Source organism: Acidobacteriota bacterium (genome assembly GCA_020845575.1).
GTDB lineage: Bacteria > Acidobacteriota > Vicinamibacteria > Vicinamibacterales > Vicinamibacteraceae > Luteitalea.
Genome location: JADLFL010000040.1, coordinates 99,167 through 123,933 on the forward strand (window position 1 = coordinate 99,167; position 24,767 = coordinate 123,933).

Consider the following 24,767-nt stretch of genomic DNA (forward strand, 5'->3'; position numbering starts at 1 on the left):
CCGGTTGCCCGTTGCCGATTACCGGTTGCCGGATTACAACCGGCTGTCCCAGAGTGGTTCGGCGACGCCGCAGGTGTGGTTCTCGTAGCGAGCCATGACGAACAGCGCATCCGACAGGCGATTCAGGTAAGCCACGACGTACGCACCAATCGTCTCCTGGCGTCCGAGCGCGATGACCTCGCGCTCGGCGCGCCGGCAGATCGTGCGCGCCACGTGCAGGTGCGCCGCGCCGCGCGCACCGCCGGGCAGCACGAAGTTCTCGAGCGGGCCGACCACCTCATTGAGCTCGTCCATCAGGCCTTCGAGCGCATCGACGTGCCGTTGCGCGATTTGCGGGAGCGCGAAGCGCGTCTTGTCCTCTTCGAGGAAGCACAGGTCGGAGCCGAGGTGGAACAGCTCGTTCTGGATCATGGGCAGCACCGCGGCCAGTCGTGGTACGAGCCCCCCGGCCAGCGCGACGCCAAGCACCGAGTTCAACTCGTCGACGGCGCCATACGCCGCCACGCGCAACGAGTCCTTCGCCACCCGCTGCCCACCTCCGAGTCCCGTCGTCCCATCGTCTCCCTTGCGCGTGTAGATGCGTGTCAGTCGGGGCATGAGGACGATCGTACGACGCGAGGGTTCCTTCCGCGCCCGGCCGGTCGCCTCCCACCGCTCGATGGTGTGTGATCGGTTGCCGGTCTGTCTTGCGCTGTATCGTGTCCTGATGATCGTCGGTCGACTGGCGCCCACTCCGTCGGGGTTGCTGCACCTGGGGAACGTGTGTGCGTTCGGCGGCGCGTGGCTGTCGGCGCGCGCGGCCGGTGGACGGCTGTTGTTGCGAATCGAGGACGTGGACCGCGAGCGCGCGCGACCCGATGTGGAGCAGGCGCTGCGCGACGACATGACATGGCTCGGGCTCACGTGGGACGACGAGACCATGCGGCAGTCGCGGCGCGACTACGGGCAGGGGCTTGCGCGACTTGCGCCGCGGACGTATCGCTGCCGGTGTACGCGGGCGATGCGCGCAGCGCCGTTGCCGCTGGGCGCAGGATGTCAGGGCCACTGCGCGGATCGCGACCACACCGACGGCGCGATCCGGTTTCGCCTGGAGCCTGGCGAGATGACGTTCGTCGACCGACGATGGGGGACGCAACGAGCAGATCCGAGGGCGTTCGGCGATCCGGTCCTCGTGCGGAGCGACGGTCTCGTGTCGTACAACCTGGCCGTGGTGGCCGACGATGTCGCCGATGGTGTGAACGACGTGGTGCGAGGCAGCGACCTGCTGGCGTACACGGCCGTGCAGGTGCAGCTGTGGGAAGCCCTTGGCGCGCCGCCGCCGCGTTGGCTGCACACGCCGCTCGTCCTCGGTGCCGATGGAAGGAAGCTCTCCAAATCGCACGGGTCTGCCCACGTGGGTGCGCTGCGCGACGCCGGCGCCACGCCGGCCGACGTGTGGGGTCTCGTCCTGCCCTGGCTTGGCGTATCGGACGCCACGTCGCTCGATGCGGCTCTCGACCGATGGAAGCCAACGGCGGGCCCACTCGGACCTGTGGAATGCCGAATGACGAATGCCGAATGACGGCCGCGACGTCTCGGCGTACAGGCCCGACCGTGTGTGGGTCAACGCGCGGCGACGGGCACGCCGCGTTTGGTCACGCCGTCGACGCCTTCGATGGTCTTGATCGACGGCGCGGGCATGCTCTGCTGCAGACGCGCCGCGGCAGCTTCGGCGCCGCGCATCACGCGCAGGATGTTGCCGCTCGCGATCTTCGCGAGGTCCTCGTCGGAGTACCCTCGCCGCGCGAGTTCGGCAAACAGCGCCGGATACGTGCTCACGTTCTCGAGCCCCTGCACGACCGACGTGATGCCGTCGAAGTCGCCGCCGACGCCGATGTGGTCGATGCCCGCCACCTTGCGGATGTGATCGATGTGGTCGGCCACCTGCACGAGCGTCGCGCGCGGCGCGGGATTGGCCTGCTTCCACGCGTCGATCCCGGCCTGCGCGGCGGCTGCGTTGCCGCCGTGCTGCGCCTGCAGCAACTGCGTCTGCGTCTGGAGGCGTGCGCCGTAGTCGGCGACGTCCTGCGAGACGAATCCCGGCACGAACGTCGCCATCACGATACCGCCGTTGCCGGTCAGCGACTGCAGGACCGCATCGGGCACGTTGCGCGGCACGTCGCAGAGTGCGCGCGCGTTGGAGTGCGAGAAGATGACCGGCGCCTGCGACACCCGGATCGCGGCAGCCATCGTGTCCGGCGACGTGTGGCTCAGGTCCACCAGCATGCCGAGACGATTCATCTCGCGGACGACCTCTGCACCGAACGCAGACAGCCCGCCGATCTTCGGGTTCGCGGCCGTCGACTCCGCCCACGGCGTGTTGCGCGAGTGCGTCAGCGTCATGTACCCGGCGCCGATGCGGTGCAGCATGCGGAGCGTCGCGAGCGAGCTGTCGATCGAGTGGCCGCCTTCGACGCCCATCAGCGACGCAAGCCGACCGTCGCGCATCGCCCGCTCCGCTTCGTCTGCCGTGCGCACCAGCGTGAACACCGCGGGGTAGCGCCGCGCCATCTCGACAACGGCGTCCATCTGCTCGAGCGTCGCGCTCACGGCGGCGTCGCCCTGCAGATCGGCAGGCACGTACACCGACCAGAACTGCGCGCCGACGTGTCCCGTGCGCAGGCGCGGGATGTCGGTCATGAGTTGCGGCTGCGACTGCGCGACGTCGATGCGATCGAAGTCGTACGCCACGCGCTGCCGCATCTCCCACGGCAGGTCGTTGTGCCCGTCGAACACGGGCGACGCCTTCAGCACACGGTCCACGCGCGCGACCACGTCTCCGCCCTGTTCCGTGGCGGCATGCTCGGCCGACGGCGACGCCCCGCATCCGGCGGCGAGCGTGACCATGCACGCACACGCGCTTGCGGCGATCGCGTACGTGATTGACGACGGGACGGAGCGGGGCGAGGAGGTGTGTGCCATGGGAGTTCGCGGGTCAGACGCGACGGATGTCGGCGAGCGTGCGCCGCAGTTCGGCGCGGAAGTCGGGGTGCGCGATGCTGACGAGCATCTCGCCCCGTTCGCGGATCGATGCGCCGTGCAGGTTGACGGCGCCGTACTCGGTGACCACCCAGTGGACGTGCCCGCGCGTGGTCACCACGCCGGCGCCAGGCTTCAGCGAACCGACGATGCGGGAGAGCGTGCCCCTGGCGGCGGTGGACGGCAGCGCGATGATCGGTTTGCCGCCCGGTGAGAGCGCGGCGCCGCGGATGAAATCCATCTGTCCGCCGATGCCCGAGAATATCCGGTAGCCGATCGAGTCGGCGCAGACCTGGCCCGTGAGGTCGATCTCGATCGCCGAGTTGATCGCCACCACGCGCGGGTTGCGCCGGATCTGCGCCGTGTCGTTCGTGCGGTCGCACGGGTGGAACTCCACCTGCGGGTTGTCGTCCACGAAATCGAACAGGCGCCGCGTGCCGTTGACAAACGACGTCACGGTGCGGTTGGGATGGACCACCTTGTGCCGGTTGGTGATGACGCCGTTCAGCTGAAGATCGACGAGACCATCCGAGAACATCTCGGTGTGGACGCCGAGGTCCACCTTGTTGCCCAGGCGGCGCAGGACGGCGTCGGGGATGCCGCCGATGCCCATCTGCAGCGTCGAGCCGTCTTCCACGAGATCCGCGACGAGCGCCCCGATCGCGGCCTCGACGTCCGTTTCGGCGGCCGTCGCGTGTTCGTGCAGCGGCCGATCGTTGGCGATGAACGCGTCGAGCCGGCTCACCGGCACGACCACGTTGCCTCGCGTGCGCGGCATCTGCGTGTTCACTTCCGCGATGACGAGCGCGGCCGTGTCGGCAGCGGCGCGCGCGGCATCGACGGACGTGCCGAGCGTACACAGGCCGTGGCGATCCGGCCGCGACAGCGTGAGCAGCGCGGCATCGAGCTTCACGCGCCCGTGCTGGAACAGCCCCGGGATGTCCGAGAGGAAGATCGGCACGTAGTCCGCGCGGCCGTCGGCGATCGGCCCCCGCAGGGGCGCGCCCGTGAACAGCGAGACGGACCGGAAGCGGCCTTCCTGTCCGGCGTCGGCGAACGGGGCGGGCCCTGCCGTGTGCAGGTGGTAGACGGTGACACCTTCGAGATCGGTGCGCCGCGCGAGCGCTTCGAGGAGCGTGGTCGGCGTGGCCGCCGCGCCGTGAACGAACAGCTTCATCCCGCTGCGAATGCCGGCCACGGCATCGTCTGCAGCCACGGCACGCGAGGACCAGTCCGAAGTCATGACACGTATTCTGGATCACCGGCGCGGGGAGCGCTGCCGCATCGGGGAATCGACGCGATAGGATTGGCGGCATGACAGTGCGTTCCCTCATGGCGGTGGCATGCTGCGCGGTCCTTCCGGCCGTTGCGTCGGCACAGGACATCAGCGTGCCCGCGGCGGTGCGGCAGAAGGTGGCGGCGCAGGCCGCGGCACTCACGCCACGACTCGTCGAGACGCGGCGCGACATCCATCGGCATCCGGAACTCGGCTTCCGCGAGACGCGCACGGCGGCGCTCGTCGTGGAGCGCCTGCGCGCACTGGGGTTCGACCAGGTGCGCGAGCGCGTGGGCGTCACGGGCGTGGTGGGCGTGCTGAAGGGCGGCAAGCCCGGCAAGGTCGTCGGTATCCGCGCCGACATGGACGCGCTGCCGATTCCCGAGCTGATCGACGTCCCGTACAAGTCGACGGTCCCCAACGTGAAGCACGCGTGCGGGCACGACGCGCACGTGTCGATCGGGCTCGGCGTGGCCGAAGTGCTGGCCGGGATGCGTGCGGAACTCCCGGGCACGGTCGTGTTCCTCTTCCAGCCGGCGGAGGAAGGCGACCCGGACGGCGGCAAGTCGGGCGCCGAACGCATGCTCGACGATGGCGTCTTCGCAGGCCCGTCTCCGGCGGCAGTGTTCGGGCTCCACGTGATGCCCACGCTGCAGGTGGGCACGCTCGGCGTCAACGTTGGTGCCGCGATGGCGAGCAGCAATCGCTTCACGCTGACGATCACGGGCAAGAAGACGCACGCCGCCTATCCGCACACCGGCATCGATCCGATCCCGATTGCCGCGCAGGTCGTCAACGCGCTGCAGACCATCCCGAGCCGGATGAACAACGCCGTCGAGCCGATCGTGATCTCGGTCGGGACCATCGATGGCGGCAATCGCTTCAACATCATCGCCGACAGCGTCACGCTCACGGGCACGGTCCGCACGCTCAGCAAGGGCGGCCCTGAGCGCGTGAAGGCGCTGATGGAGCGCACGATCAAGGGCGTGACCGATGCGTCAGGCGCCACGTACACGTTCGAATTCCCGAACGGCAACCCCGTGACGTTCAACGAGGAGACGCTGGCCAGCGCGAGCCTGCCAGTCCTCGCCGATGCGGTCGGCGGCCGCGATCGCATCATCGCCCCGCCGCCCCAGATGGGTGCCGAGGACTTCGCCCTCTACCAGCAGCGCATCCCCGGCCTGTTCTTCTTCCTCGGCGTCGCCAACCCGCAGAAGAACATCACCGCGATGATCCACACCGAGTACTTCGACATCGACGAAGACGCGCTCCCGATCGGCGTCCGCGCCCTCGCCGGCGCCGCGCTGGATTTTCTCTACAGGAAGTAGGCGGCCGACAGCGGCCGCTGTTCCGGATGGAGCGAACGGGCTTCAGGCCGTTCGGGGCGAGCCAGGGTGGCGGTCGGCCTGCTGGCCGCCTGGCTCCCCGCACGCCGCGCCACGCGCATCAATCCGTCGGTCGCGCTGAGAGCGGAGTAGCTCCCTATGGCCGCTCGGTTGCGCCGTCGACTCGAAGCGTGCCGCGCATGGTGGGGTGGTACGTGCAGACGTAGTCGACCGTGCCGCGCGTCTCGAGCGTGAGCGTCCACGATGCGTCCGGCGCGAGCAGGCCCGAGTCGAACGTATCGCCCCGACCCGTGGCCGTGTGCGGCATGAAGTCCTTGTTCACCCACACCACGCGGTCGCCGACGTGTGCGGTGACGACCGCGGGTGTGAAGGTCGACCCCTCGATCGTCACCGTGTGTACGACGGGTTCCGGCATCGCGCGGCACGATCCTGCAGACAGGAGCAGGGCCGACACCACGATGATTCGCACGGCTATCGCTCCAGTGCCGCCTGCACCTGCTTCGCGCGTTCGAGGTGCGCCACGAACGCCGGTCTGACCTTGACGAGCAGCGCCGCGAGATCCGCGTTCTTCGCGTTGGGCACGAGCGTCTTGTCCACCGCGTCGAGCACGGCCTGGTGATAGGCCACTTCCTGCGCGATGTACGCGCGATCGAACGCCGCGCCGCTGAGTGCGCGCAGACGGGCCAGGTTCTTGTCGCCCCCGTCCTTCAGGCTGCGGCTCGTCGGGTTGTCTTCAGGCGTGACCTTCAGGCGCGTCACCAGTTCGACCGCGGCCTTGTTGACGCCCGCATGATCGGTTTCCATCATCCTGCCGAACGCCTTCACGTCGGCGTGCGTGCCACGCGCGGCGGCCAGCGCGCCCGCATCGATGTCCACCTGGTTGGCCGTGACGACGATGGAGGCGATCTGTGCGTCAGTGGGGGCCTGCGCCAAAGCCACGGCCGGGACGAGCGCGAGGGCGCTCGCCAGTACGAATGTCGACGATCTCATCTGCAGTCTCCGGAATGAACGGCAGAGCACCGCAGCGCGGGAGTGCGCCGTGCGTGTGCCCTGCCTTCCGATCGATTGGATGCGCGCAACGGTGCCGCGTTCCCGTGTCGCGTCCGGCGCTCAGCGTGCGTTGTCTGGCGCGGATGATTCACTGCCCTGCGCCGCATCGGATGCAAGCCGAGCGAGGACGGTGACGACAATGCGGTCGCATCGCGCGCCGGCGAATCCGAAAATGCCGGCGGAGGCCACGTCCATGTCGCGCTCGAGCGCGGCGCGGAGCAACGCGCGCGCGCGGAACAGCCGCGTGCGCACGGTGCCGACGGGCAGCGACAGCGCGTCGGCGACCTCCTGGCTCGTCATCTCCTCGACGTCGCGCATGACGAAGACCGCGCGGAACGTCGCCGGCAGTTCGTCGATCCGCCGTTCGAGCAGCCGCCGAATCTCCGTCCGAAGAACGTAGCCGTCGGACGCCTCCGCAGCACTGGTCATCGCGCTTGTGTCTCCTGCGCGACCCTCGGGCGTGGCTGGCGTGAACGGCACGAGCACGGGGTGGGTGCGCTGCTTTCGCAGGCGCATCAAGGCCGTGTTCACGACGATACGGGTCAGCCACGTGGAGACCCGGGCGTCGCCACGAAAGCCGTCGGCATGCCTGTACGCCTCGATGTAGGCATCCTGCAGCACCTCCTCCGCGTCCGCATCGTCCTTGACGATCGCGCGGGCCGTACGGAAGAGACGCTGATTGTGCCGGCGCATGAGCGTCTCGAACGCCCCGTGATCGCCACCGGCAAGGCGCGCCAGCAGCGCCGCGTCCGGTTCGGTCGACTGGCTCGATGTCGCGTCGTTCTGGTGAATGGCCGGATTCATCGGCGAGGCTCCCCTACAGAGTAGATGCCGATGCCCTGTCCGGCGTTCCCGGGACCGTCGAACAGGCTGATACGCCCGGACCCTGCGCCTGTCGCCGATTCGTCAATTGGTCGGCCGACCGACAGCGCATCGGGCGACGCACGCCTGATTTTCCGCACAAATTCGCGTGGGCGGACGGCGCGGGGCCGGTATCAACGTTGCGTCACCGTAGACGCGCATGCCGGCCACGCCCGCCTCGTCCGCCCACCGCGAAAATGTCGAGCGACTCGGCAGGTGGCTCGATATCGAGCTCGCGGGGCGAGGCCTCCCGCCGCTCCTCGTCTTGGTCGGGCTCGGCGATGGTGCGGTCCTCGACGCGATCGGCCAGCGCGCGCCAGACACGCGCGTGCTCGCGCTCGAGCCCGACCCGCGCCGCGCGCGTGCGTTCCTGGACGACACCGAATGGCAGGACTGGCGAACGAGCGGACGTCTTGTCTACCTTGCCGACCCCGACTACGCCGGCGCCGACCAGGCGTGGCGGATCTTCCCGCCGGGCATGACGGTTCCTGTGGTGCTGCTGCACCCGGACGCGACGCCCACCGAGGGTCTGGCTCGCGCAGCGCAGCGCCTCAAGCAGATCGTCTTCGGTGTCACGGCCAACGCCGACGCCCGCCGTCGTTTCGCGCCCCGATATCTCGTCAACGCGATTCGCAACCTGCCGGCCATCGTCGCCGGCAGTGACGTCAGGCACCTGACCGACGCCTATCGCGGCATGCCGGCGATCGTCGCGGGCGCAGGCCCATCCCTCGACGCGGCGATTCGCACGCTGCGCACCATGCCGAACCGTGGTGTGCTCATCGCGTCCGACACGGCGCTGCGGCCGTTGCTCGCGGCCGGCATCGCGCCGACGCTCGCCGTCGCGCTCGACCCGAGTACGGAGAACGCGCGTCATCTGCTGACGCTGCCCGAGTGCCGGGACACCTGGCTCGTGAGCGAAGCAGCGCTCGACAGGGACGCCACATCCGTGTTCGACGGTCGGACGTTCTGGTTTCGCGCATCGAACCACCATCCCGGTCCGTGGTTGCGCGAGCTCGGCGTCGACATGGAACAGCTCGAAGTCTGGGGTTCCGTGCTCACGGGTGCTTTTCAGGTCGCCTGCCTCGCCGGGTGCGACCCCATCGTCTTCGTCGGCGCCGATCTGTCGTTCACCGACGATCGCCCGTACGCGCGTGGCACGACGCACGAACTCGCGTGGGCCGAGGCGACCGCGGCGGGTATCCCGCTGCGGAATGCATGGCGGACGATCGTCGAGGCAGGCCAACTCACGCCCGACCTGCGCGGCGACATGACGCGCGCGACGCCCGCGTTACTGTCGTTTCGCGATTGGATGGTGGCGCACGCGGCTCGGAGTGGCAGACGTATCGTCAATGCCTCCGGTGCCGGCATTTTCTTCGGAGACGGCATCGAACAGGCACCTCTCGGGGATGTGCTGTCGGACGTCGTATCGGTGCCGCCCGGGTCGGCGGTCGCGCGTCGATGGTCCGGCGTCAGGCCCACCGCGATCGCCGCGCAGGTGCGCAAGGTTCGCGCGACGCTGACCGCGGGCACTCCAGCGCCACTCCTGGCGGCGTGGCGCGAATTCAGCGGGGATGGCTTCGACGCCACGACCGTCGGCGTGGCGCTGGACGATGCGGCACAAGGACTCGAGAGACGTCGCCACGCACCTGTCAGATCGGTCCTCGACCCGTGGGCGCGACAGGACATGGCTGCGACACTGCTCGCGCTGGTGCAGAGACTGCCAGAGGCGATCGGCAGCAAACCGGCCGGCCTGCTGGGCCCGCTGGCCGTGGCACAGCCTGGCGAAGTGACGACGCGACTCACCGACGAGGAGCGCGCCGACGTCCTTCTGCGCGCGTGGGACCTGCTGGCGCGGATCTGTGACGTTACGCTTCACGAAGCCGACGATCTGGCGCTGCGCGACGTGAACGCCATCGGACTCGTGGGAGTCGGCGCGTCCTACGATTGGCCGTCCGACGTACGCTGGAACGTGGCCGTGTTCGAGGGACTGCTCGGCGACGTGTGGTCATCGGTGTCACGGCAGGCGACCCCGGCGCCCTCGATCCGCCTGTTGCCGGGCCTCGACGCCGCGGATCGCTCGCCGCGCCCGAACGCTGCGTGTGCGTGCGCGTTGCTGACGCTGGAGTGGCTGCGTTGTTCGGGGGTTGCGCCCGAGACGTGCGCGATGATCGCGGAATCGCTGCGTGCTGATGCCGCGTCGATCGCCTCTGACGGTCCGGCGTCCGTGAGACATGGTGCGGCCCTCGCGGTCGAGACGATCCGGCATCACGTCACTGGCGCACCGGATCTCCGCCTGTCGTTCGGCGGGCCAGTCGCATCGTTGTTGCACGCAGGCACGCTATCGGCCGACGTGCCGACGGACATGCCCGCGCGATTCACGTGTGACGCGTCTGGCGCGTTGCGATTGGCGGGACCTGACCTGTCCGCCATGGCCCGAACGGCGAGGCCGGGAGGTGCTGGCCCGCATCTCGAGTGTGGCGACGGACGCGTCGTGCGTCCGCGCCTCGTCACGCGCGACGGACGGACAGACGCCTGGTTCGTCGGGTATGGCGTTGCGGACGGCGTGGTCTGTGTCTCCCAGCACCAGCGCGAGAGCGTCCTGGTCGATGCCGACGGTCATGTGCGGCCGCACCGTGCATGGCCGCGGCCGATCAATCAGGAGTGCCGCTTCGGCGAGGATGGCGTGCTCGCGTGGGGCAGCGGATTCGCGTTGCCGACGGCATTGACGCCGCCCTACGTCATGTACCGCCGGCATGCTGCTGACCAGGTGACGATCGAGGAGTTGCCGTTCAGGCCCGCGTTCGGCACGTGGTGGCGAGGACGGATGTACTGGAGTGTCTTCTCGCGGCGCGATCCGTGGCGCGGTCTCGTGTCGTGGGCGCCGGACGAGGGCATGCGTGTGGAGCAGCCCGATCTGGTGGCGTGGGCCATCCTTCCGCGCGATGAGGTGCTCGAGATCCAGCCGTGCGACTTCTCGCCTCGCCTGGGATGGCGGCGCCGGCTTCAGACAACGGGCTGGAGACTTCGCCAGGACCGCACGCTCGAACCCCTCGCGCTCGGCCCTTACGGTTCAGCCGCATCGATCGCGACGGCAGGTCTGTGGACGGCGATCGCCCATCCCGACATCGACACCATCAGGCTCGAGTCGACGGACGGCCGTTCGCGCGCGCTCACCTGTCCCAGCCCGCTCGGCATCGCGTGGGCGGATTCGTCGTTGCTGGTCAGCACACTGTCATGTGATCTGCTGCTGTTCGACGGTCTGCTCGACTCGCTGGTGTGACGACGGGTGCTGCAGGTTGCGCGAGATCGCGTGATGTCTCGACCAGCACGTTGCAATCCAGGACGGTGAAGTCCTCGGCCGCCGCGCCGGCCGCCACGAGCATCGGCACGATCTCGTGGGCGGCCATGCTCGCCACCAGCACGAAGACGTCCTGCTGCGCACCGCACACGGTCGCTGCCGGGAGCAGTGGCAGCCCCGCGACGTGCGTGACATCCGGCATCGACGACACGAACGCGTCGACGGTGACGCCGATGCGTTCCAGCAGGCGATGCGCGATGCGCCCTGCGTCGCCGGCCCCCCAGATCATCAACCGCCGCCCTCGTCCGGCCTCGGCACGAGCGTGCAGCAACTGAAGCCGAAGAGCCTGCGCACGCCACCAGGCGCCCCACCGGGCGTCTCCCGGCTCGAGCCCGGCGCCGCGAGGCGCGAGCGCGGACAGGCGCTGGTGCATGGGCGCGCGCGTCTGGTTCCGATGCGGCGTGACCCTCGCGAACCGGGCGATGCGCTCGGCCAGCGTGCCGGCGCCCGGCATGCCGTGGCCCTCCATCTCCGGCTCGTACGTGTAGAGACACGTCGAGAGCAGGAACGCCAGGGCCTCGCGCCATATGTGCTGTCGCGCATCGTTGTCGCCGGCGACCAGCCACGCATCGACGACGCTCTGGCCCTTGGCCAGGTCCGTCACTTCGTGCGCCGCACCGCGACCACCGAGCAGCCAGCCGCCCATCGAGAGCACCGGGCGCTCGCGTGCCAGCGCTTCGTACAGCACCGTGGAGTTCACGGCCGCCACGCGATCGGACACGGCGAGTGCGTCGTCGATGGACACGTCGGCGCGCCACTGCCCGCGGATGCCGCTGTGGGCGAGCGCGCGTGTGAACGCCGCGCTTCTCGGGCACTTCGGATGCTGCTTGCCGAGCACGTACACGTCGGCGTGACCGCCGAGCCGAGCCAGCAACCACCGGAATGCGGCCTCGTTGGTGGGGAAGTGCGGCGAGAACATGTACTGCTGCGTGTCGCCATCGATCTGGCTGGCGAACAGCACCACGCGCGCGTCGAGCGGGATGCCGAGTTCGCGCCTGAGCGCGCGCGCGTCACCGTCGCGCGAGTCGGGCTGCTCCCACCACGTGTGGCGACCGGCGGCGATCCGGGCGATCGCCGCGGTCGCGCACGACCGCCACCGGTCGTCGTCGACGGCCCACGAGCCGCGACGCACGACGGCGCTGTCTGTCGAGAGCCCACGCTCGTCGACAAAGAGCGCCTGCGCCATCGGGGCACGCTCGACGTACAGCACGGGCACGCGGGCCCTGTGGCACGCGGCGTCGAGGATGACGTCCACCACGTGATGGCCGTTCCAGTTCAGGACGACCGCCGGTTCGAACGCCGCGATCGTGCGGACCCAGTGGTCGGCGATGGCTTCGAGGGCCTGGCGGCGATGTCGTGCGACCGCGGGGAGGATCGCCGGGCTGGCGCAGACCTCCTCGCGCGCGAGCAGGGCATCAGGGTCGAGTGTCAGGTCGTCGAGCGTGGCGGCGGGCCCTGTCGACGGTTCGGGCCAATACGTGTCGACGGGCGGCGGCATCCGCACGAACGTCACGCCGAGATCCGGAGGTGGCGCGACGAACAGCATCAACACCAGGTGCAGATCGTCGCGTTGCAGGGCGTCTCGCAGCCGGCGGTAGAACGCCATCTCGCACGCGTCGAAGGTGGCAGCCGCCACGAAGAGCACCGTGCGCCCCGGCCCGAGCGCGTCGACAGTCATGTGATTGCGCGATGCACATCGCGATCCACCTGTCGCGCCCGCGTGTCGGCGATGATGTCCACGCGCACGACGGTCCTTGCGCGGCCACGGCTGCCGGCTGACCGGCCGTTCGGTCGCGTGGCCGACACTGCCGGACTGCTCGTCGAGCCGCCTTCACACGGGAATTCGCCGGATCGGCGATGAGCCGCCGGGCATCCGTCTTGCTCCGACTGAAGCTCCGTGGAGACCATGCCGCCCGTCCGCACGACGAACCCCACTCGCACCTGCGAGTACTACCAGCACATCCACGAGCAGAACGAGGCGTATCAGACCAACAACTGGCTGCTCGACGAGCTCGAACGGATCGACGCGTTCGGTGCCACGACGGTGCTCGAACTCGCGTGCGGGAACGGCAGGTTCCTCGATCGTGCGGCCGCACGCTTCACTCACGTGTACGGGTGCGACTGGGCCGTGTCGCCGCTCGTGGCCCCGGTGCTCGCGGCGCACGCCAACGTCACGTTCTTCAGGACCGACCTCTATCGCGAGTCACCGCCGTGCCACGCGGACCTGGTGGTCAGTGCGGACTTCCTCGAACACATCTCGCCGGATGCGATAGACGAGGTGCTCCGCCGCATCGATACGCTCGGCCCGAGTGCGTTCCACAAGATCGCCTGCTACGACGATGGCCACAGCCACCTGACCATCCTGTCGCCCGACGAATGGCTGGTCCGCCTGCACGCCATCGACGCGGACTACAGACTGGAACGCGTCGAAGACCGGCACGGCGATCCAACCCGCCAGATCGCCGTATTCAGCAGAGGATGACGAATGGGCTGAAGCCCCTTCGCTCCATCTGTCTCGACTGGAAGCCCGGTCACCTGGATTCAGATGGAGGCCAGGGGTTTCAACCCGTGGCGTGGGTCACCTGTCGCAGTGGTCGCACCCTGGCGCGGCCTTCGCCTTGCGCGCCGATGCCCGCGTCCCGACGACACCGAAGACGCGGCGGACGACGATGAAGGCGGCGGCCAGGGCGATGAGCGTGACGGCCACATCCTGCACGATGGGACTCACGCCGCACCTCCGAGACGCAGGCCCTGATACACGGCCAATGCGGCGGCATACGCCAGCGTGGACATGTACGCCAACTGGATGAGCGCGTACTTCCCGCTGCCCGACTCGCGTCGCGTCACGGCGAGCGTGGGCAGGCACTGCATCGCCAGCACGAAGAACACCAGCATGCTGGCCGACGTCGCCGTCGTGAACAGCGCCGTCCCATCGTCGCGTGTCGCGCCACGAATGCGTTCGATCACGCCGGCATCGACGTCAGCGTCACCCGATCCGCCCACGAGCACCGACATCGTCGAGACGAAGACCTCGCGCGCGAGGAAGCTCGTGAGTACGCCGACGGTGAGCTGGGCGTCGAATCCGAGTGGTGCGAAGACGGGTTCCGCAAGGCGCCCGAGCCGGCCCGCGAACGATCCGCGCTGCGCGGCACGCGCGTCCAGGCGATCGGCCTCGGTCACCCACGTCTCACGTCGCGGATCCGCGTCCGCCAGCGTCTCGGCTCGCGCGCGCAGTTGGTTGGCCTCAGGCGTCGGGTCCACGCGCGGATACGCGCTCAACCACCACATGACGATGCAGATCGCCATGATGACGGTACCGGCCGTCTGGAGAAACGCGAGGCCCTGATCCTTGGCCGTGTACAACGCGTTGCGCAGGGACGGCCACTTGTACGTCGGCAGCTCGAGCACCATCGGCCTGGCGTCGCCCTTCAGCCACGTGCGGCCGAACACGGCGGCCGTGACGAGTGCCGTCACGGCACCGAGCAGATAGCACGCGACGAAGACCGCGGCGGCGCGGAGAGGCTGCGACAGGAACAGCAGGCTCGTGAGCAGCACGTACACGGGCAGGCGCGCCGAGCAGCTCATGAGCGGCGCGACAAGGATCGTGGCAAGACGATCGCGGCGATCGGGAATCAGTCGCGTGGCCATGATTCCCGGCAGCGCGCACGCAGACGATGTGAGCAGCGGCACGAACGCATGGCCGGGCAGTCCGAACCGTCGCAGTACGCGATCCATCACGAACGCCGCGCGCGCAAGATAGCCCGTGTCTTCCAGCAGGCTGATGAGGAAGAACAGCAGGCAGATCTGCGGCAGGAACACCACGGTTCCTGCCACGCCGCCGATGATGCCCTGCGACACGAGATCGCGCACGGGGCCTTCGGGCAGCAAGCGCGTGCTCAGATCGCCGAGGTGCGTGAACGTCGCCTCGATCAGATCCATCGGGATCGTCGCGAGCGCGAAGAGCGTGTAGAACAGCCCGCCCATCACGGCGATGAAGACGAGCAGCCCGAGCGCGGGATGCGTGAACAGGCGGTCGAGACGCTCGGTGAACGGGTCGCGCACGTGAATCGCCGACGGCAGCCCCGCGCTGAACGCCATCACGTCGTCGGCCCAGTTCGTGAGCGTCTCGATGGATGCGCCAGGTTCTGGGATGGTCGATGGCCGGGCCGGCAACGCATCGGGTGAAGGTCGGGCTCGGAGAGCCGACCCTACCTCATCGAGTGCGGCGGCGAGTGCGGTACGTACGTCGTGGAGACCGTCGCCGCGGCGCGCGACGACCGGCACCACGCGACAGCCCAGGCGCGACGCCAGTTTCCGTGCGTCGATGGTGAGCCCGCGCGCCTGCGCGAGGTCCACCATGTTGAGCGCGACGACGACCGGCAGGCCGTGCGCGAGCAGCTCTCCGGTGAGTACGAGGTTTCGGGTGAGGTTGCACGCGTCGACCACCACGAGCACCGCGTCGGGCCGACGGTACACGCCCGTTCCCTGCAGCACGTCGCGGACGATGCGTGTCTCGGGCACGTCGAGTCCGAGCTCGTACACCCCAGGCAGGTCGATGACGTTCACGACGCGATCGCCGGGAAGGGCCGTTCGCCCCATGCGCAACGACGTGGTGGTACCGGGGAAGTTCGACGTCTTCGCGCGGACGCCGCAGAGGCGGTTGAACAGCGTGGTCTTGCCGGTGTTGGGGTTACCGATCAGGACGACGCGGGCGTCGCTGACCAAACCGTCCGGCGTGGCGGGCGTCGCCTGCGTCACCGTGGCCACGTCAGGCGCCGGCGGGATCGGGCTCGACGAGGATGCCGTCGGCCACCGCGCGCGACAGCCCGATGCGCGTCGATCGCACCTGCACGATGCACGGGTCGCCGGCCTTGCAGAGCGTGAGCCGACTCGCTCGCGTGATGCCGAGCGCGCGCAGCAGATCGCTCGATCCCGCGTCGAGCTCAGTGCCGCGGAACCGTACGATTGCTCCTGGCGCGAGTGAGCTCAGTGGAACGGGTGTGGAGTCTGACGTGGCAGCCATGGCGCCCTGCCGCGCCATCCTAGCACGCGCCTTTCGCACGCCGTAGAATCGTCTGACCATGGCCAAGCCTCCTGTAGACGCCACCCTCACATGGACGCACGATCTCGTCTTCGAGACGCAGGTGGCGGCCGTGCCCGGTCCCACGCTCGACGGCGATGCCGCTGTCGCCACGTCGCCCGTCCAGGCCCTCGCGCTCGCGCTCGGCGGCTGCATGGCGATCGATCTCGTGGTCATCCTGAAGAAGGGCCGCCACGATCTCCGCGGCCTCTCCCTGCATCTGGTGGGCACGCGAGACGATGGACCGCCGGCCTACTTCACCAGCTACACCCTGCGGTTCACCGTCACGGGGGGCATCCCCGACGAGGCCATCCAGCGCGCGATCGATCTGTCGCGCGACAAGTACTGCTCGGTGTGGCACAGCCTGCGGCAGGACACGCCGCTCGACGTGACGTTCACGCGCGTCGATGCCTGAACCCGTGGAAGCCGGCGGCGCCCCGGTGCCGCCGACGCGCACGCGCGCGGGCTACATCGACTGGATGCGGGGGCTGGCGGTCCTCGTCATGATCCTCGCGCACGTCATCGACGCGTGGACCGTGACAGGTCCCGCGCGGCAGACGCGCGGCTACTTCTGGTTCATGGTGATCGCCGGCATGGGCGCGCCGATGTTCCTCTGGCTCGCCGGTCTCGCGGTCCCACTGGCCGCGCACGCGAGGATGCGTCGCGGCGCGTCGGTCGCCGACGCGAGTCGCGCCCTGCAGCGGCGCGGCTGGGAGATCTTCGGGCTCGCGCTGCTGTTCCGCCTCCAGGCGTACGTGTTCAGCTCCGGCGCCTCGCTCGCCGGTCTGCTGAAGGTGGACATCCTGAACGTCATGGGCCTGTCGCTGGTCGCGGCGGGGTGGTGCTGGGGACGATGCCGCACGTCGGCGGGGCGCATCGCGTTGGCATCAGCGGTGATGGTTGCCGTTGTCGTGCTGTCGGCGCCACTGCGCGTGTGGCAGTGGCCTGGCCTGCTGCCGGACGCGATCGAGTGGTATCTGCGACCGGCACCCGCGCGTACCACGTTCACGCTGTTTCCGTGGAGCGCGTTCGTGTTCGCGGGGCTCGCGCTCGGCGAAGCGCTCGCGACCCTCGGGCGAGACGCGCACGCGCAGTGGCGGTTTCACGCCGCATGCGCATTCGGCGGTCTTGCCCTCGCCGGTGTGGCCTACCGGCTCTCGTACCTGCCGACGCTCGTTCCGGGCTCGGCGTTCTGGACCACCTCACCCGCCTTCTTCGCGATCAGGACAGGTGCGCTGATCGCCACGCTCGGCATCCTCTACTTCGCGCTGAAGCCGGGCGGTCTCTGGGATCGCGTGACGATGCCGCGTGCGTGGAGCCCGATGGAGTTGTTCGGGCGGACGTCGCTGTTCGTGTACTGGGTACACGTCGAACTCGCGTACGGCATGCCGTCCAAGCCGCTGCACAAGGCCCTCTCGTTCGAGGGCGCGCTCGTGGCGTGCGCGCTCTTCACGGTGTTCATGCTGCTGCTCGCCATGGCCAAGACGAAGCTCTGGGACAGGCAGACACCGTGGCGCACGTAGGGGCGGCCCTCCGGGCCGGCCGCCCCACGCGTCCGGTGTCACCAGGCGGGGGCCGTGGCCGTGGCGGTCGGTAGTGTGCGCGCCGGGCGATCGTTCCAGAACAGCACCGCCGCGTTGAACAGCATCCCGAATTCGCCGTGGTTCTGCCACCTGTAACACGGGTTGGTGGCGAACGCGACGATGCGACCCTTGCCGACGGGCGTGTCGAGGATGGCGGCCCTGCGACGCGTTTCACTGGCGCCGCGCATCAGGCCGCTGAGCACACCCTCGTCGCCACCCGTGAACCGCATCAGTATCTGCCCCTCGTCTTCCTCGGGGACCTGGAACAGCGGTCCGTTCGCGTAGCGCACAGGCACCTCCTTGGAGGCATACCCGAAGAAGATCGGATGCTCGGGCTTCTGGATCTCCGCCCGGACGATGGGACCCGGCGCGTAGAAACCGGCGCTCGGCCGTCCTGCCGTCACCGTCCGGAGCAGGCCGAATTCCGCGGGCATGTACGACGAGGCGCCGAGCGTGATGAGTACGCCGCCGTCCTCGACGAACGCCTGCAGCGCGAGCACGCCTTCGAGACCCATGCCGCCGGAGATGTCGTCGGTCTCGCCATACGTCCCGAGCGAGGGGAACTGCGCGTCCTTGCGATACGGCAGCGGACGACCCTTGCTCTCCACGTCGTACACCAGCGACTTCCCGGTGGTGGCCTGCGTGGGAATCAGGATGACGTCGTAGGACGACCGCAGCGATCCGCGGCGGATCCGTTCCTTGTAGATCAGGTCGTACGGGATGCCGAACTCGTCGAACGCGTGGCGCACCCAGCCCACTTCCTGCGTGCGACCCCACGTGGAGAACATCGCGAGTCGTGGGAGATCCACCGGTACCGTCGCCACGTCGGGCATCGTCGCCAGCGCCGTGGCGTCGAGGCCGACGCGTGCGATCGCGTCGGTGAACGTACGTCCCGCGCTTGCGGGAATCAGGAATGAGCCGGCGGGAATGCTCCCATCGCCAAGCGTGAACGCCGACTGCGCCGCGCGGACGTCGACTGCCGATCCGAGCGCGAGGCGCAGGCGCAGCATGTCGTTCGAGCCGTGGTGAGCGACGAGCCAGCCTGCCGTCGCCGGTCCGCCCGCGACGCTGCCCGTCCGCGCCGTACTCGTCGCCGCCGTCATCGCGGCGTCGAAGATCGCCTTGTCGGCCGTGGGCTTCACGTCCACCTGCAGCATCAGCCCCATCGTCCAGCCCGTGTCGTCGTAGGTACGCAGCGACGGGTCGGGGAACGTCTGCTTCTCGAGCAGCGTCTTGACGAGGCGGCCGTACGGCTGGTCGCGTCGCACCACGAACGAGCCCGCCTGATACGTGCCGTCCGAGAGCGTGACGTCCCTGGTGAGCGTCGAGATCTCGATCCCCTGCCGTCGCAGCAGCGTGAGCAGCAGCTCGACGCGCGTGTGATCCTTCTGCCCCGCGGGCACGATGAAGGCGAACGGCGCGTCAGTGCGCCCCGACTCGAGGCTGTTGCGGCTCTTGCGATAGAAGTTCTCGACGATCACCTCGGGGAACGCCGCCGCGTACTGCAGCGCCGAGAGGACGGCCGTCTGCATGTAGTTCGTGTTGTTGCGCATGGACCACACGACTTCGCGGTAGGGCGGCAGCGGGCGATACCATTCCCGGCTCGTCTGCCCGGCACCCTGCGGCGGTGCCACCCGCCGCTTCATCGTCGTTGCCCCGCCGTTGCCGAACGTCTCGTACATGCGGACGAGCCCGTTGTGGTTGGACGACATGAACGCGAGATAGCCCGGCGACCACATGTCCACGAATCCGTGCGTCCACACGCCGGGCATGCCGTACTTGGTGAGCTGCGCCATCTCGAAGTTGGCAAACATCGGCAGCTCGCCGTACACGATCGGATCGAGGTTCGGATTGTGCGGCGCCTGCCCGGAGAACGTGTACAGGAATGGCACCGACTCGTGCAGGTCGTGCATCACCGGCGGGTGCGTCTTCAGGTACCACTCCAGGTGCGCTCGCATCGTGACCTGCGAGTAATTGATGTCGCGATTGTTGTCGTGGAAGATGTACTTCCCCCAGTACGGCGGTCCGTAGATGCGGTCCTTCTCCTCGGTGATGTCCACCATGTGCTGCCGGTACCAGTCGATGTAACGGTCGCGGCCGTCAGGGTCGCTGGCCGGCGTGAAGCTGACGATCACGCGATCGCGGATCTGCCTGAACAGCGGGCCCTCGCTCGCCACGAGGCGATACGCCAGCTCCATCAGCATCTCGGGCGGTCCCGTCTCGCCGCTGTGCAGGCCCGCCATGAGGTGATACATCGGCGGCGTCGTGGCGATGAGGCGCTTTGCCTCGTCCTCGGACAGCCCCCGCGGATCGGCCAGACGCCCGAGGCTCGCGATGTGCGCGTCGAGCTGCTTCATCGTGGACTCGCCGGCCACGTAGACCACCGTCACGTCGCGCCCCTCGTCGGTGGTGCCGATCGTCGTGACGCGGATCCGCGGAGACGCCTTCTCGAGCGCGCGATAGTAGGCAAGGGCCGCGTCCGTCTTCGTCAGGCGCTTCGGCGTGCCCACGTGATATCCGAGCACGTCCTTCGGCGTCGGGATGCCCTTCACGATCGGCAGCTGATCGACGAGCGGACTCAGGAACTCCGGCGACGTCGTCCACTCGCGGATGCTGCTGGCGAAGTCCGCGTCGAACGTCTCGCGAGGCGAGTGGACGGGCTGAGCGTGAGGCAGCGCGCCGGCCAGGGCGACCAAGCCGATGACGAGCGCCCAGGGGCGAAGTCTGGAAACACACATGGCGCGCACTATACCGCCACCGACTCCCGGACCGCCCGTTCGGCAGTCTGGTGCCACGTTCGTGATCGCGATGCCAGATTCGTGATCGGAGCGTCGTCGCACGCCCTCGATCGCCGCGGATTCGAGGAATTCCGGGCGAATGCATGCTGGCATGCCGGTTGCCCCATGGAAGGCGTCGACGGTCTGTTTGTGGCACGATGCCACAGTGCTGGGGAGCCAGAGCGTCGGCAGCAGGGGCTGCGCGATTCTGCGCGGCCTCTGCCCGTTCTCTCTCGTCCTCCTCTCCACCCACCCTGGCGAGGACGCGTGAACCCCCGTCTCGACATCAACGCCGACCTCGGCGAACACGACGGTCCGCCAGACGATGCGGCGCTGGCGCTGGTGCGCGTGGTGACGTCGGTCAACGTGGCCTGCGGTGGACATGCCGGCGACGAGGACAGCATGCGGGGCACGGTGGCAGAAGCCGTGCGATGCGGCGTCACGATTGGCGCGCACCCGTCGTATCCGGATCGCGCCGGCTTCGGCCGGCGCGTCGTGCCGCTGTCGCCCGACGCGATTGCCGCGTGCGTGGCCGTGCAGGTTCGCGTGCTGTGTGACTGTGCGGCGCGCGAAGGTGGCGTGGTGCGCCACGTCAAGCCGCACGGCGCGCTCTACAACGTCGCGTGGGTGGACAGCGATGTCGCCGCGGCCATCGTCGCCGGCATCGACAGCGTCGATCCTGGCCTGGCACTGTATGCGCCGTACGGGTCGGCGCTCGCGCGCGCCGCCGCGTCGCACCGTGTGGTATACGAGGGCTTCCTCGACCGTGCGTACGAAGACGAGGGCACGCTCACGCCGCGAGACGTGGCGGGGGCCGTGCTGCACGACGCGGACGTGGCGTGCGCGCGGGCCGTCGAGTGGGCACGAACCGGCATCGTCACGACGCGCACGGGCCGCGCGCTCGCGCTGCCGATCGACACGTTGTGCGTCCACGGCGACACGGCGGGTGCGCTGGCGCTGGCGACGCGCACCCGTGCGGCCCTCGACGCGGTCGGCGTTCACGTGATGCCATGGGACGCGTGATGGTTGCGCGCAGAGGGGACGCGCACACGGACGCGCAGGGCAGGATGAGAAACGAGGCTGAGACGGGCATGATGCAGCGGACGTGGCAACGGGTGCGACAGGCGGCGGTGTGGGTGGTGCTTGGCGGCGCGGTGGTGCATGCGCAGCCGCGTGGCCTGGCGCCTGCCGACTACTACAAGGAAGTGGTGGTCGAGGACGTCGCCGTGCGTCCGCAGGGCGACATGGTGGCGTTCACCGTGATGACGATCGTCGAGACGGACAACGCGCGGCATCGCGAGATCTGGCTGCAGCCGCTCGTGCAGGGACGTCCGAGCGGCGATGCCTACCGTTTCACGTCGCCGACGGAGAACTCGACGAACCCGCGCTGGAGTCCCGACGGCGCGCTCCTGGCCTTCACGTCGCGTCGCGACAAGGACGAGAACACCGCGTGGTTCGCGCGCGTCGGCGGCGCGGGCGGCGAGGCGTTCCACATCGACGGTGTCGGCGCCGACCCGGTGTGGTCGCCCGACGGCAAGTGGATCGCGTACGTCAAGGCGCCGACGCGCGACAAGGACGGCGATGGCGTGGCCGACAAGAAGGAAGAGCGCGAGGGGTGGATCGCACCTGACGCCGTCTCGAAGACGCTCGACGCGAAGCGCTTCGACGGCCGCGTGGTGACGTCCACGCGCTACAAGTCCAACGGCACGCTCCCCTGGATGCCGCACTACTCGACGCGCGACGTCGCGCAGATCTTCGTCGCGCCGGCCGCCGGCGGTGCGCCCGCGCAGGTCACGCGCCTGGCGTTCGCGCCGTCGCAGATCGGATGGTTGCCCGACAGCGAGACACTGATCTTCGCCGGCGACGATCAGCAGGACAACGAGCGCAACACCGAGCTCACGAGCGACCTGTTCGTCGTGAGCCGCACCGGTGGGGAGCCGCGCCGGCTCACCACGAATCCCGGCGCGGAACGCGCGCCGGCCGTGTCGCCGGGCGGCGACCGGCTCGCCTTCCTCCACCAGTCGCGCGCCGGCGCCGAGACGGATCTGATCGTCGTGGACCTCGCGCCGGACGGCAGCTTCCGTGGCACGCCACGCAATCTCACCGCCTCGTGGGACCGCGTGCCCGGCGCGCCGCGCTGGACACCCGACGGCCGCCGCCTGCGATTCGACGCCGAATCCAACGGCAACGCACACGTCTTCGAGGTGGCGGTCGACGGCACGCCGCGCGTGCGCGCGGTCACGACGGGCGACGTCCAGATCCGTGCGGCATCGGAGAGCCGCGACGGCGCCGTGATGGCCTATCGACTCGACTCGCCGTTGTCGCCGGCGGAACTCTACGTCTCGGCCGGAGATGGCAGCGCGGCGCGCCAGGCCACGCGCTTCAACGCGGCGTGGCTGGCAGGCGTCACGCTGCAGGCGCCAGAGCGCCTCACGTGGAAGGTGGCCGATGGCACCGAGATCGAAGGGTGGCTCGTGAAACCGATCGGTTACGTACCAGGACGATCGTACCCGTTCGTCCTGAAGATCCACGGCGGGCCGCACACGCAGTACGGCAACACGTGGTTCTCGACGTTTCACATCCTGTCGGGATCCGGGTTCTTCGTGCTGTACCCCAATCCGCGTGGCTCGTCGGGCTATGGGCACGCCTTCACGTACGCGACGCGCGGCAAGTGGGGTGAACTCGACAGCGAGGATTACCTGCGCGGCGTCGATGCCGTCCTCGCACGCTACCCGGACATCGATCCGAAGCGCCTCGGCGTGTCGGGCGGCAGCTACGGCGGCTTCATGAGCAACTGGCTCAGCGCCACAACGACGCGATTCTCCGCCGTCGTGACGAGCCGGTCGATCACCAACTGGGAGAGCTGGTACGGAACGTCGGATGCGCAACGGCTCACCGAGTACGAGTTCGGCGGTACGCCGTGGGAGGCGCGCGACGTCTACCGGCGGTTGTCGCCGATCTCCTACGTGGAGCGCGTGACCGCGCCGACGCTCATCATCAACGGCGAGAACGACTGGCGGACGCCGCCGGGCGATGGCGAGCAGTGGTTCATGGCGCTCAAGAAGCGCAACGTGCCCGTCGAACTCGTGAACTACCCGCGCTCGACGCACGACCTCTCGCGCACGGGCGAACCGTGGCTGCTGGTGGATCGCCTGGAGCGCATCCGCAGCTGGTTCGTGCACTGGCTCGCCGACGTCAAACGGTAGGTCGCATCGCCCCTACGCCCGTTCGACTCTGGTGACCTGATTGAGGAGGACGTGCAGGTTGACGCGGTCGCCCGGGTGCAGGCCTGCGTCGACGTCCTCCGCCCCTACACGCGCGACGTGCACGACCTCGGCCTCATCGTCGGCCTTCACGTAGTGGACGTCGTAGGAGACCTGCCCGTGGATGCTGACGGGCTGCACCTTCGTGAGTACGCCGATCTGGATGCCGCGAAGCATGCGTCTATTCTCACCCGCCCATGAGCAGCATGAGCAGGGCCTTCTGCGCGTGCAGGCGATTCTCTGCCTGATCGAAGATGATCGAGGCGGGCCCGTCCATCACCTCGTCGGTGGCCTCTTCGCCGCGATGCGCCGGCAGGCAGTGCATGAAGACGGCGTCGCCGGCGGCCTTCATGAGGGCGGCGTTCACCTGGAACGGCGCGAACACCTTGCGCCGGTGCTGCGCCTCGGCCTCCTGGCCCATCGACGTCCACGCATCCGTGTACACCGCCGACGTGCCGGCCACGGCGGCCTTCGCGTCGCGGAAGACCTCCAGCGTGGCGCCATGGCGCGCGAGCCCGCGCAGCTGTTCGTCGATCGCCGCGGGGAACTCGTAGTCGCGAGGCGCGGCGAGGCGGACGTGCATACCCAGCATCAGCGCGCCCTGCGCGAGCGACGTCGCGACGTTGTTGCCGTCGCCGACGAAGGTGAGCGTGTGCCCCTTCAACTCGCCGAAGTGGTTGCGGAGCGTGAGCAGGTCGGCCAGTGCCTGACACGGGTGCTCCTCGTCGGTGAGCGCGTTGACCACGTGCAGCCGCGGGGCCGCCGTGGCGAACTCCACGAGGCGATCCTGCGCGAACGTGCGGATCACGACGCCGGACACCCAGCGTTCGAGGTTGCGCGCCACGTCGGCGATCGGTTCGCGTTCGCCCATCGCCACGTCCTGTGGCGGGGCGATCACGTCGCCGCCGAGTTCGCGCACGGCGATCTCGAACGTGCACCGCGTGCGCAGCGACGGCTTCTCGAAGAGCAGCGCCACGTGCTGGCCAGCGAGCGCCGTCGCGCCGAAACTCCTGATCCCGCGTGCCCGCTCCTGCTCGAGCAGCGCCGCTGCCTGCAGCACGTCGGCCAGTTCCGCCGGTGAGATGTCGGTGAGCGAGAGGAAGTGCTGCGTCCGCAGCGTTCGTATCGCCGCCGGCTTGCGTGAGCCCCGCGTTA

At 69.0% G+C, this 24,767-nt stretch carries 21 protein-coding genes; 8 read left to right on the forward strand and 13 right to left on the reverse strand.

Annotated features, from left to right (window positions below):
- Positions 1-33 precede the first annotated feature (33 nt).
- A complete protein-coding gene (locus IT182_11575) occupies positions 34-597 on the reverse strand; it encodes a cob(I)yrinic acid a,c-diamide adenosyltransferase (protein MCC6163976.1) in 564 nt (187 codons plus the stop codon).
- 109 nt (positions 598-706) lie between these two features.
- Between IT182_11575 and IT182_11580 the strand changes: the two genes are divergently transcribed.
- A complete protein-coding gene (locus IT182_11580) occupies positions 707-1,561 on the forward strand; it encodes a tRNA glutamyl-Q(34) synthetase GluQRS (GenBank protein MCC6163977.1) in 855 nt (284 codons plus the stop codon).
- A 41-nt stretch (positions 1,562-1,602) separates the two neighbouring features.
- Here IT182_11580 and IT182_11585 read toward each other — a convergent pair whose 3' ends face one another.
- A complete protein-coding gene (locus IT182_11585; GenBank protein MCC6163978.1) occupies positions 1,603-2,886 on the reverse strand; it encodes a dipeptidase in 1,284 nt (427 codons plus the stop codon).
- A gap of 88 nt (positions 2,887-2,974) precedes the next feature.
- Positions 2,975-4,261: an acetyl-CoA hydrolase/transferase family protein gene (locus tag IT182_11590; protein MCC6163979.1), complete on the reverse strand. Its 1,287-nt coding sequence runs from the start codon at positions 4,259-4,261 to the stop codon at positions 2,975-2,977.
- A gap of 71 nt (positions 4,262-4,332) precedes the next feature.
- Between IT182_11590 and IT182_11595 the strand changes: the two genes are divergently transcribed.
- Positions 4,333-5,622: an amidohydrolase gene (locus tag IT182_11595; protein ID MCC6163980.1), complete on the forward strand. Its 1,290-nt coding sequence runs from the start codon at positions 4,333-4,335 to the stop codon at positions 5,620-5,622.
- A gap of 154 nt (positions 5,623-5,776) precedes the next feature.
- Here IT182_11595 and IT182_11600 read toward each other — a convergent pair whose 3' ends face one another.
- The 3 genes from IT182_11600 to IT182_11610 form a co-directional block, all read right to left on the reverse strand.
- Positions 5,777-6,115 (reverse strand): cupredoxin family copper-binding protein, encoded by a 339-nt coding sequence (locus IT182_11600; protein MCC6163981.1) that lies wholly within the window; start codon positions 6,113-6,115, stop codon positions 5,777-5,779.
- Entirely contained in the window at positions 6,112-6,630 is a 519-nt protein-coding gene (locus IT182_11605) for a DUF4142 domain-containing protein (protein ID MCC6163982.1), read from the reverse strand. Before IT182_11605 ends, IT182_11600 begins: the two co-directional genes overlap by 4 nt.
- 120 nt (positions 6,631-6,750) lie before the next feature.
- Positions 6,751-7,494, reverse strand: coding sequence for an RNA polymerase sigma factor (locus IT182_11610; protein MCC6163983.1), 744 nt, complete (start codon positions 7,492-7,494; stop codon positions 6,751-6,753).
- 217 nt (positions 7,495-7,711) lie between these two features.
- Between IT182_11610 and IT182_11615 the strand changes: the two genes are divergently transcribed.
- On the forward strand, positions 7,712-10,831 hold the full coding sequence (locus IT182_11615) for a DUF115 domain-containing protein (GenBank protein MCC6163984.1): 3,120 nt from the start codon (positions 7,712-7,714) through the stop codon (positions 10,829-10,831).
- On the opposite strand, the gene IT182_11620 is transcribed toward IT182_11615, so the two are convergent.
- The gene (locus IT182_11620) at positions 10,773-12,587 is read right to left on the reverse strand and encodes a hypothetical protein (protein ID MCC6163985.1); all 1,815 of its coding nucleotides are present in this window, start codon (positions 12,585-12,587) and stop codon (positions 10,773-10,775) included. The two genes, IT182_11615 and IT182_11620, sit on opposite strands and share 59 nt — an antisense overlap.
- 228 nt (positions 12,588-12,815) lie before the next feature.
- Here IT182_11620 and IT182_11625 point away from each other — a divergent pair, with 228 nt between their 5' ends.
- Positions 12,816-13,391, forward strand: a complete 576-nt coding sequence (locus IT182_11625) for a class I SAM-dependent methyltransferase (GenBank protein ID MCC6163986.1) — start codon at positions 12,816-12,818, stop codon at positions 13,389-13,391.
- Positions 13,392-13,487: 96 nt separating this feature from the next.
- Here the strand turns inward: IT182_11625 and IT182_11630 are convergent, their stop codons facing one another.
- The 3 genes from IT182_11630 to IT182_11640 are packed head-to-tail and all read right to left on the reverse strand — an operon-like array spanning position 13,488 to position 15,992.
- Positions 13,488-13,637, reverse strand: a complete 150-nt coding sequence (locus tag IT182_11630; protein ID MCC6163987.1) for a hypothetical protein — start codon at positions 13,635-13,637, stop codon at positions 13,488-13,490.
- Entirely contained in the window at positions 13,634-15,676 is a 2,043-nt protein-coding gene (feoB, locus tag IT182_11635; GenBank protein ID MCC6163988.1) for a ferrous iron transport protein B, read from the reverse strand. The genes IT182_11630 and feoB overlap by 4 nt, the downstream gene beginning before the upstream one ends.
- Before the next feature lies 1 nt (position 15,677).
- A complete protein-coding gene (locus tag IT182_11640; protein MCC6163989.1) occupies positions 15,678-15,992 on the reverse strand; it encodes a ferrous iron transport protein A in 315 nt (104 codons plus the stop codon).
- Between IT182_11640 and IT182_11645 the strand changes: the two genes are divergently transcribed.
- The gene (locus tag IT182_11645; protein MCC6163990.1) at positions 15,991-16,404 is read left to right on the forward strand and encodes an OsmC family protein; all 414 of its coding nucleotides are present in this window, start codon (positions 15,991-15,993) and stop codon (positions 16,402-16,404) included. The two genes, IT182_11640 and IT182_11645, sit on opposite strands and share 2 nt — an antisense overlap.
- On the forward strand, positions 16,397-17,512 hold the full coding sequence (locus tag IT182_11650; GenBank protein MCC6163991.1) for a DUF1624 domain-containing protein: 1,116 nt from the start codon (positions 16,397-16,399) through the stop codon (positions 17,510-17,512). Before IT182_11645 ends, IT182_11650 begins: the two co-directional genes overlap by 8 nt.
- Positions 17,513-17,550: 38 nt before the next feature.
- On the opposite strand, the gene IT182_11655 is transcribed toward IT182_11650, so the two are convergent.
- Complete coding sequence (locus IT182_11655) at positions 17,551-20,310, reverse strand: hypothetical protein (GenBank protein ID MCC6163992.1); 2,760 nt, start codon at positions 20,308-20,310, stop codon at positions 17,551-17,553.
- A 165-nt stretch (positions 20,311-20,475) separates the two neighbouring features.
- Between IT182_11655 and IT182_11660 the strand changes: the two genes are divergently transcribed.
- Together IT182_11660 and IT182_11665 are read left to right on the forward strand one after the other, a co-directional pair.
- On the forward strand, positions 20,476-21,372 hold the full coding sequence (locus IT182_11660) for a LamB/YcsF family protein (protein ID MCC6163993.1): 897 nt from the start codon (positions 20,476-20,478) through the stop codon (positions 21,370-21,372).
- 44 nt (positions 21,373-21,416) lie between these two features.
- A complete protein-coding gene (locus IT182_11665) occupies positions 21,417-23,555 on the forward strand; it encodes a S9 family peptidase (GenBank protein MCC6163994.1) in 2,139 nt (712 codons plus the stop codon).
- Between the two features lie 12 nt (positions 23,556-23,567).
- Here the strand turns inward: IT182_11665 and IT182_11670 are convergent, their stop codons facing one another.
- On the reverse strand, positions 23,568-23,789 hold the full coding sequence (locus tag IT182_11670; protein MCC6163995.1) for a hypothetical protein: 222 nt from the start codon (positions 23,787-23,789) through the stop codon (positions 23,568-23,570).
- A gap of 10 nt (positions 23,790-23,799) precedes the next feature.
- Positions 23,800-24,729 carry an ornithine carbamoyltransferase gene (gene argF / locus IT182_11675; GenBank protein ID MCC6163996.1) on the reverse strand — a complete coding sequence of 310 codons (930 nt, stop codon included), beginning with the start codon at positions 24,727-24,729 and terminating at the stop codon, positions 23,800-23,802.
- Between the last annotated feature and the right edge of the window lie 38 nt (positions 24,730-24,767).

What these genes read in the sequence shown, in the direction of transcription:
- IT182_11670 (MCC6163995.1), bottom strand. Translation starts at nt 23,789, where the DNA reads ATGCTTCGCGGCATCCAGATCGGCGTACTCACGAAGGTGCAGCCCGTC.
- IT182_11595 (MCC6163980.1), top strand. Translation starts at nt 4,333, where the DNA reads ATGACAGTGCGTTCCCTCATGGCGGTGGCATGCTGCGCGGTCCTTCCG.
- IT182_11580 (MCC6163977.1), top strand. Translation starts at nt 707, where the DNA reads ATGATCGTCGGTCGACTGGCGCCCACTCCGTCGGGGTTGCTGCACCTG.
- IT182_11665 (MCC6163994.1), top strand. Translation starts at nt 21,417, where the DNA reads ATGAGAAACGAGGCTGAGACGGGCATGATGCAGCGGACGTGGCAACGG.
- IT182_11610 (MCC6163983.1), bottom strand. Translation starts at nt 7,494, where the DNA reads ATGAATCCGGCCATTCACCAGAACGACGCGACATCGAGCCAGTCGACC.
- IT182_11640 (MCC6163989.1), bottom strand. Translation starts at nt 15,992, where the DNA reads ATGGTCAGACGATTCTACGGCGTGCGAAAGGCGCGTGCTAGGATGGCG.
- IT182_11645 (MCC6163990.1), top strand. Translation starts at nt 15,991, where the DNA reads ATGGCCAAGCCTCCTGTAGACGCCACCCTCACATGGACGCACGATCTC.
- IT182_11620 (MCC6163985.1), bottom strand. Translation starts at nt 12,587, where the DNA reads ATGACTGTCGACGCGCTCGGGCCGGGGCGCACGGTGCTCTTCGTGGCG.
- IT182_11650 (MCC6163991.1), top strand. Translation starts at nt 16,397, where the DNA reads ATGCCTGAACCCGTGGAAGCCGGCGGCGCCCCGGTGCCGCCGACGCGC.
- IT182_11575 (MCC6163976.1), bottom strand. Translation starts at nt 597, where the DNA reads ATGCCCCGACTGACACGCATCTACACGCGCAAGGGAGACGATGGGACG.
- IT182_11605 (MCC6163982.1), bottom strand. Translation starts at nt 6,630, where the DNA reads ATGAGATCGTCGACATTCGTACTGGCGAGCGCCCTCGCGCTCGTCCCG.
- IT182_11585 (MCC6163978.1), bottom strand. Translation starts at nt 2,886, where the DNA reads ATGGTCACGCTCGCCGCCGGATGCGGGGCGTCGCCGTCGGCCGAGCAT.
- IT182_11655 (MCC6163992.1), bottom strand. Translation starts at nt 20,310, where the DNA reads ATGTGTGTTTCCAGACTTCGCCCCTGGGCGCTCGTCATCGGCTTGGTC.
- IT182_11625 (MCC6163986.1), top strand. Translation starts at nt 12,816, where the DNA reads ATGCCGCCCGTCCGCACGACGAACCCCACTCGCACCTGCGAGTACTAC.
- IT182_11660 (MCC6163993.1), top strand. Translation starts at nt 20,476, where the DNA reads ATGGAAGGCGTCGACGGTCTGTTTGTGGCACGATGCCACAGTGCTGGG.
- IT182_11615 (MCC6163984.1), top strand. Translation starts at nt 7,712, where the DNA reads ATGCCGGCCACGCCCGCCTCGTCCGCCCACCGCGAAAATGTCGAGCGA.
- IT182_11590 (MCC6163979.1), bottom strand. Translation starts at nt 4,261, where the DNA reads ATGACTTCGGACTGGTCCTCGCGTGCCGTGGCTGCAGACGATGCCGTG.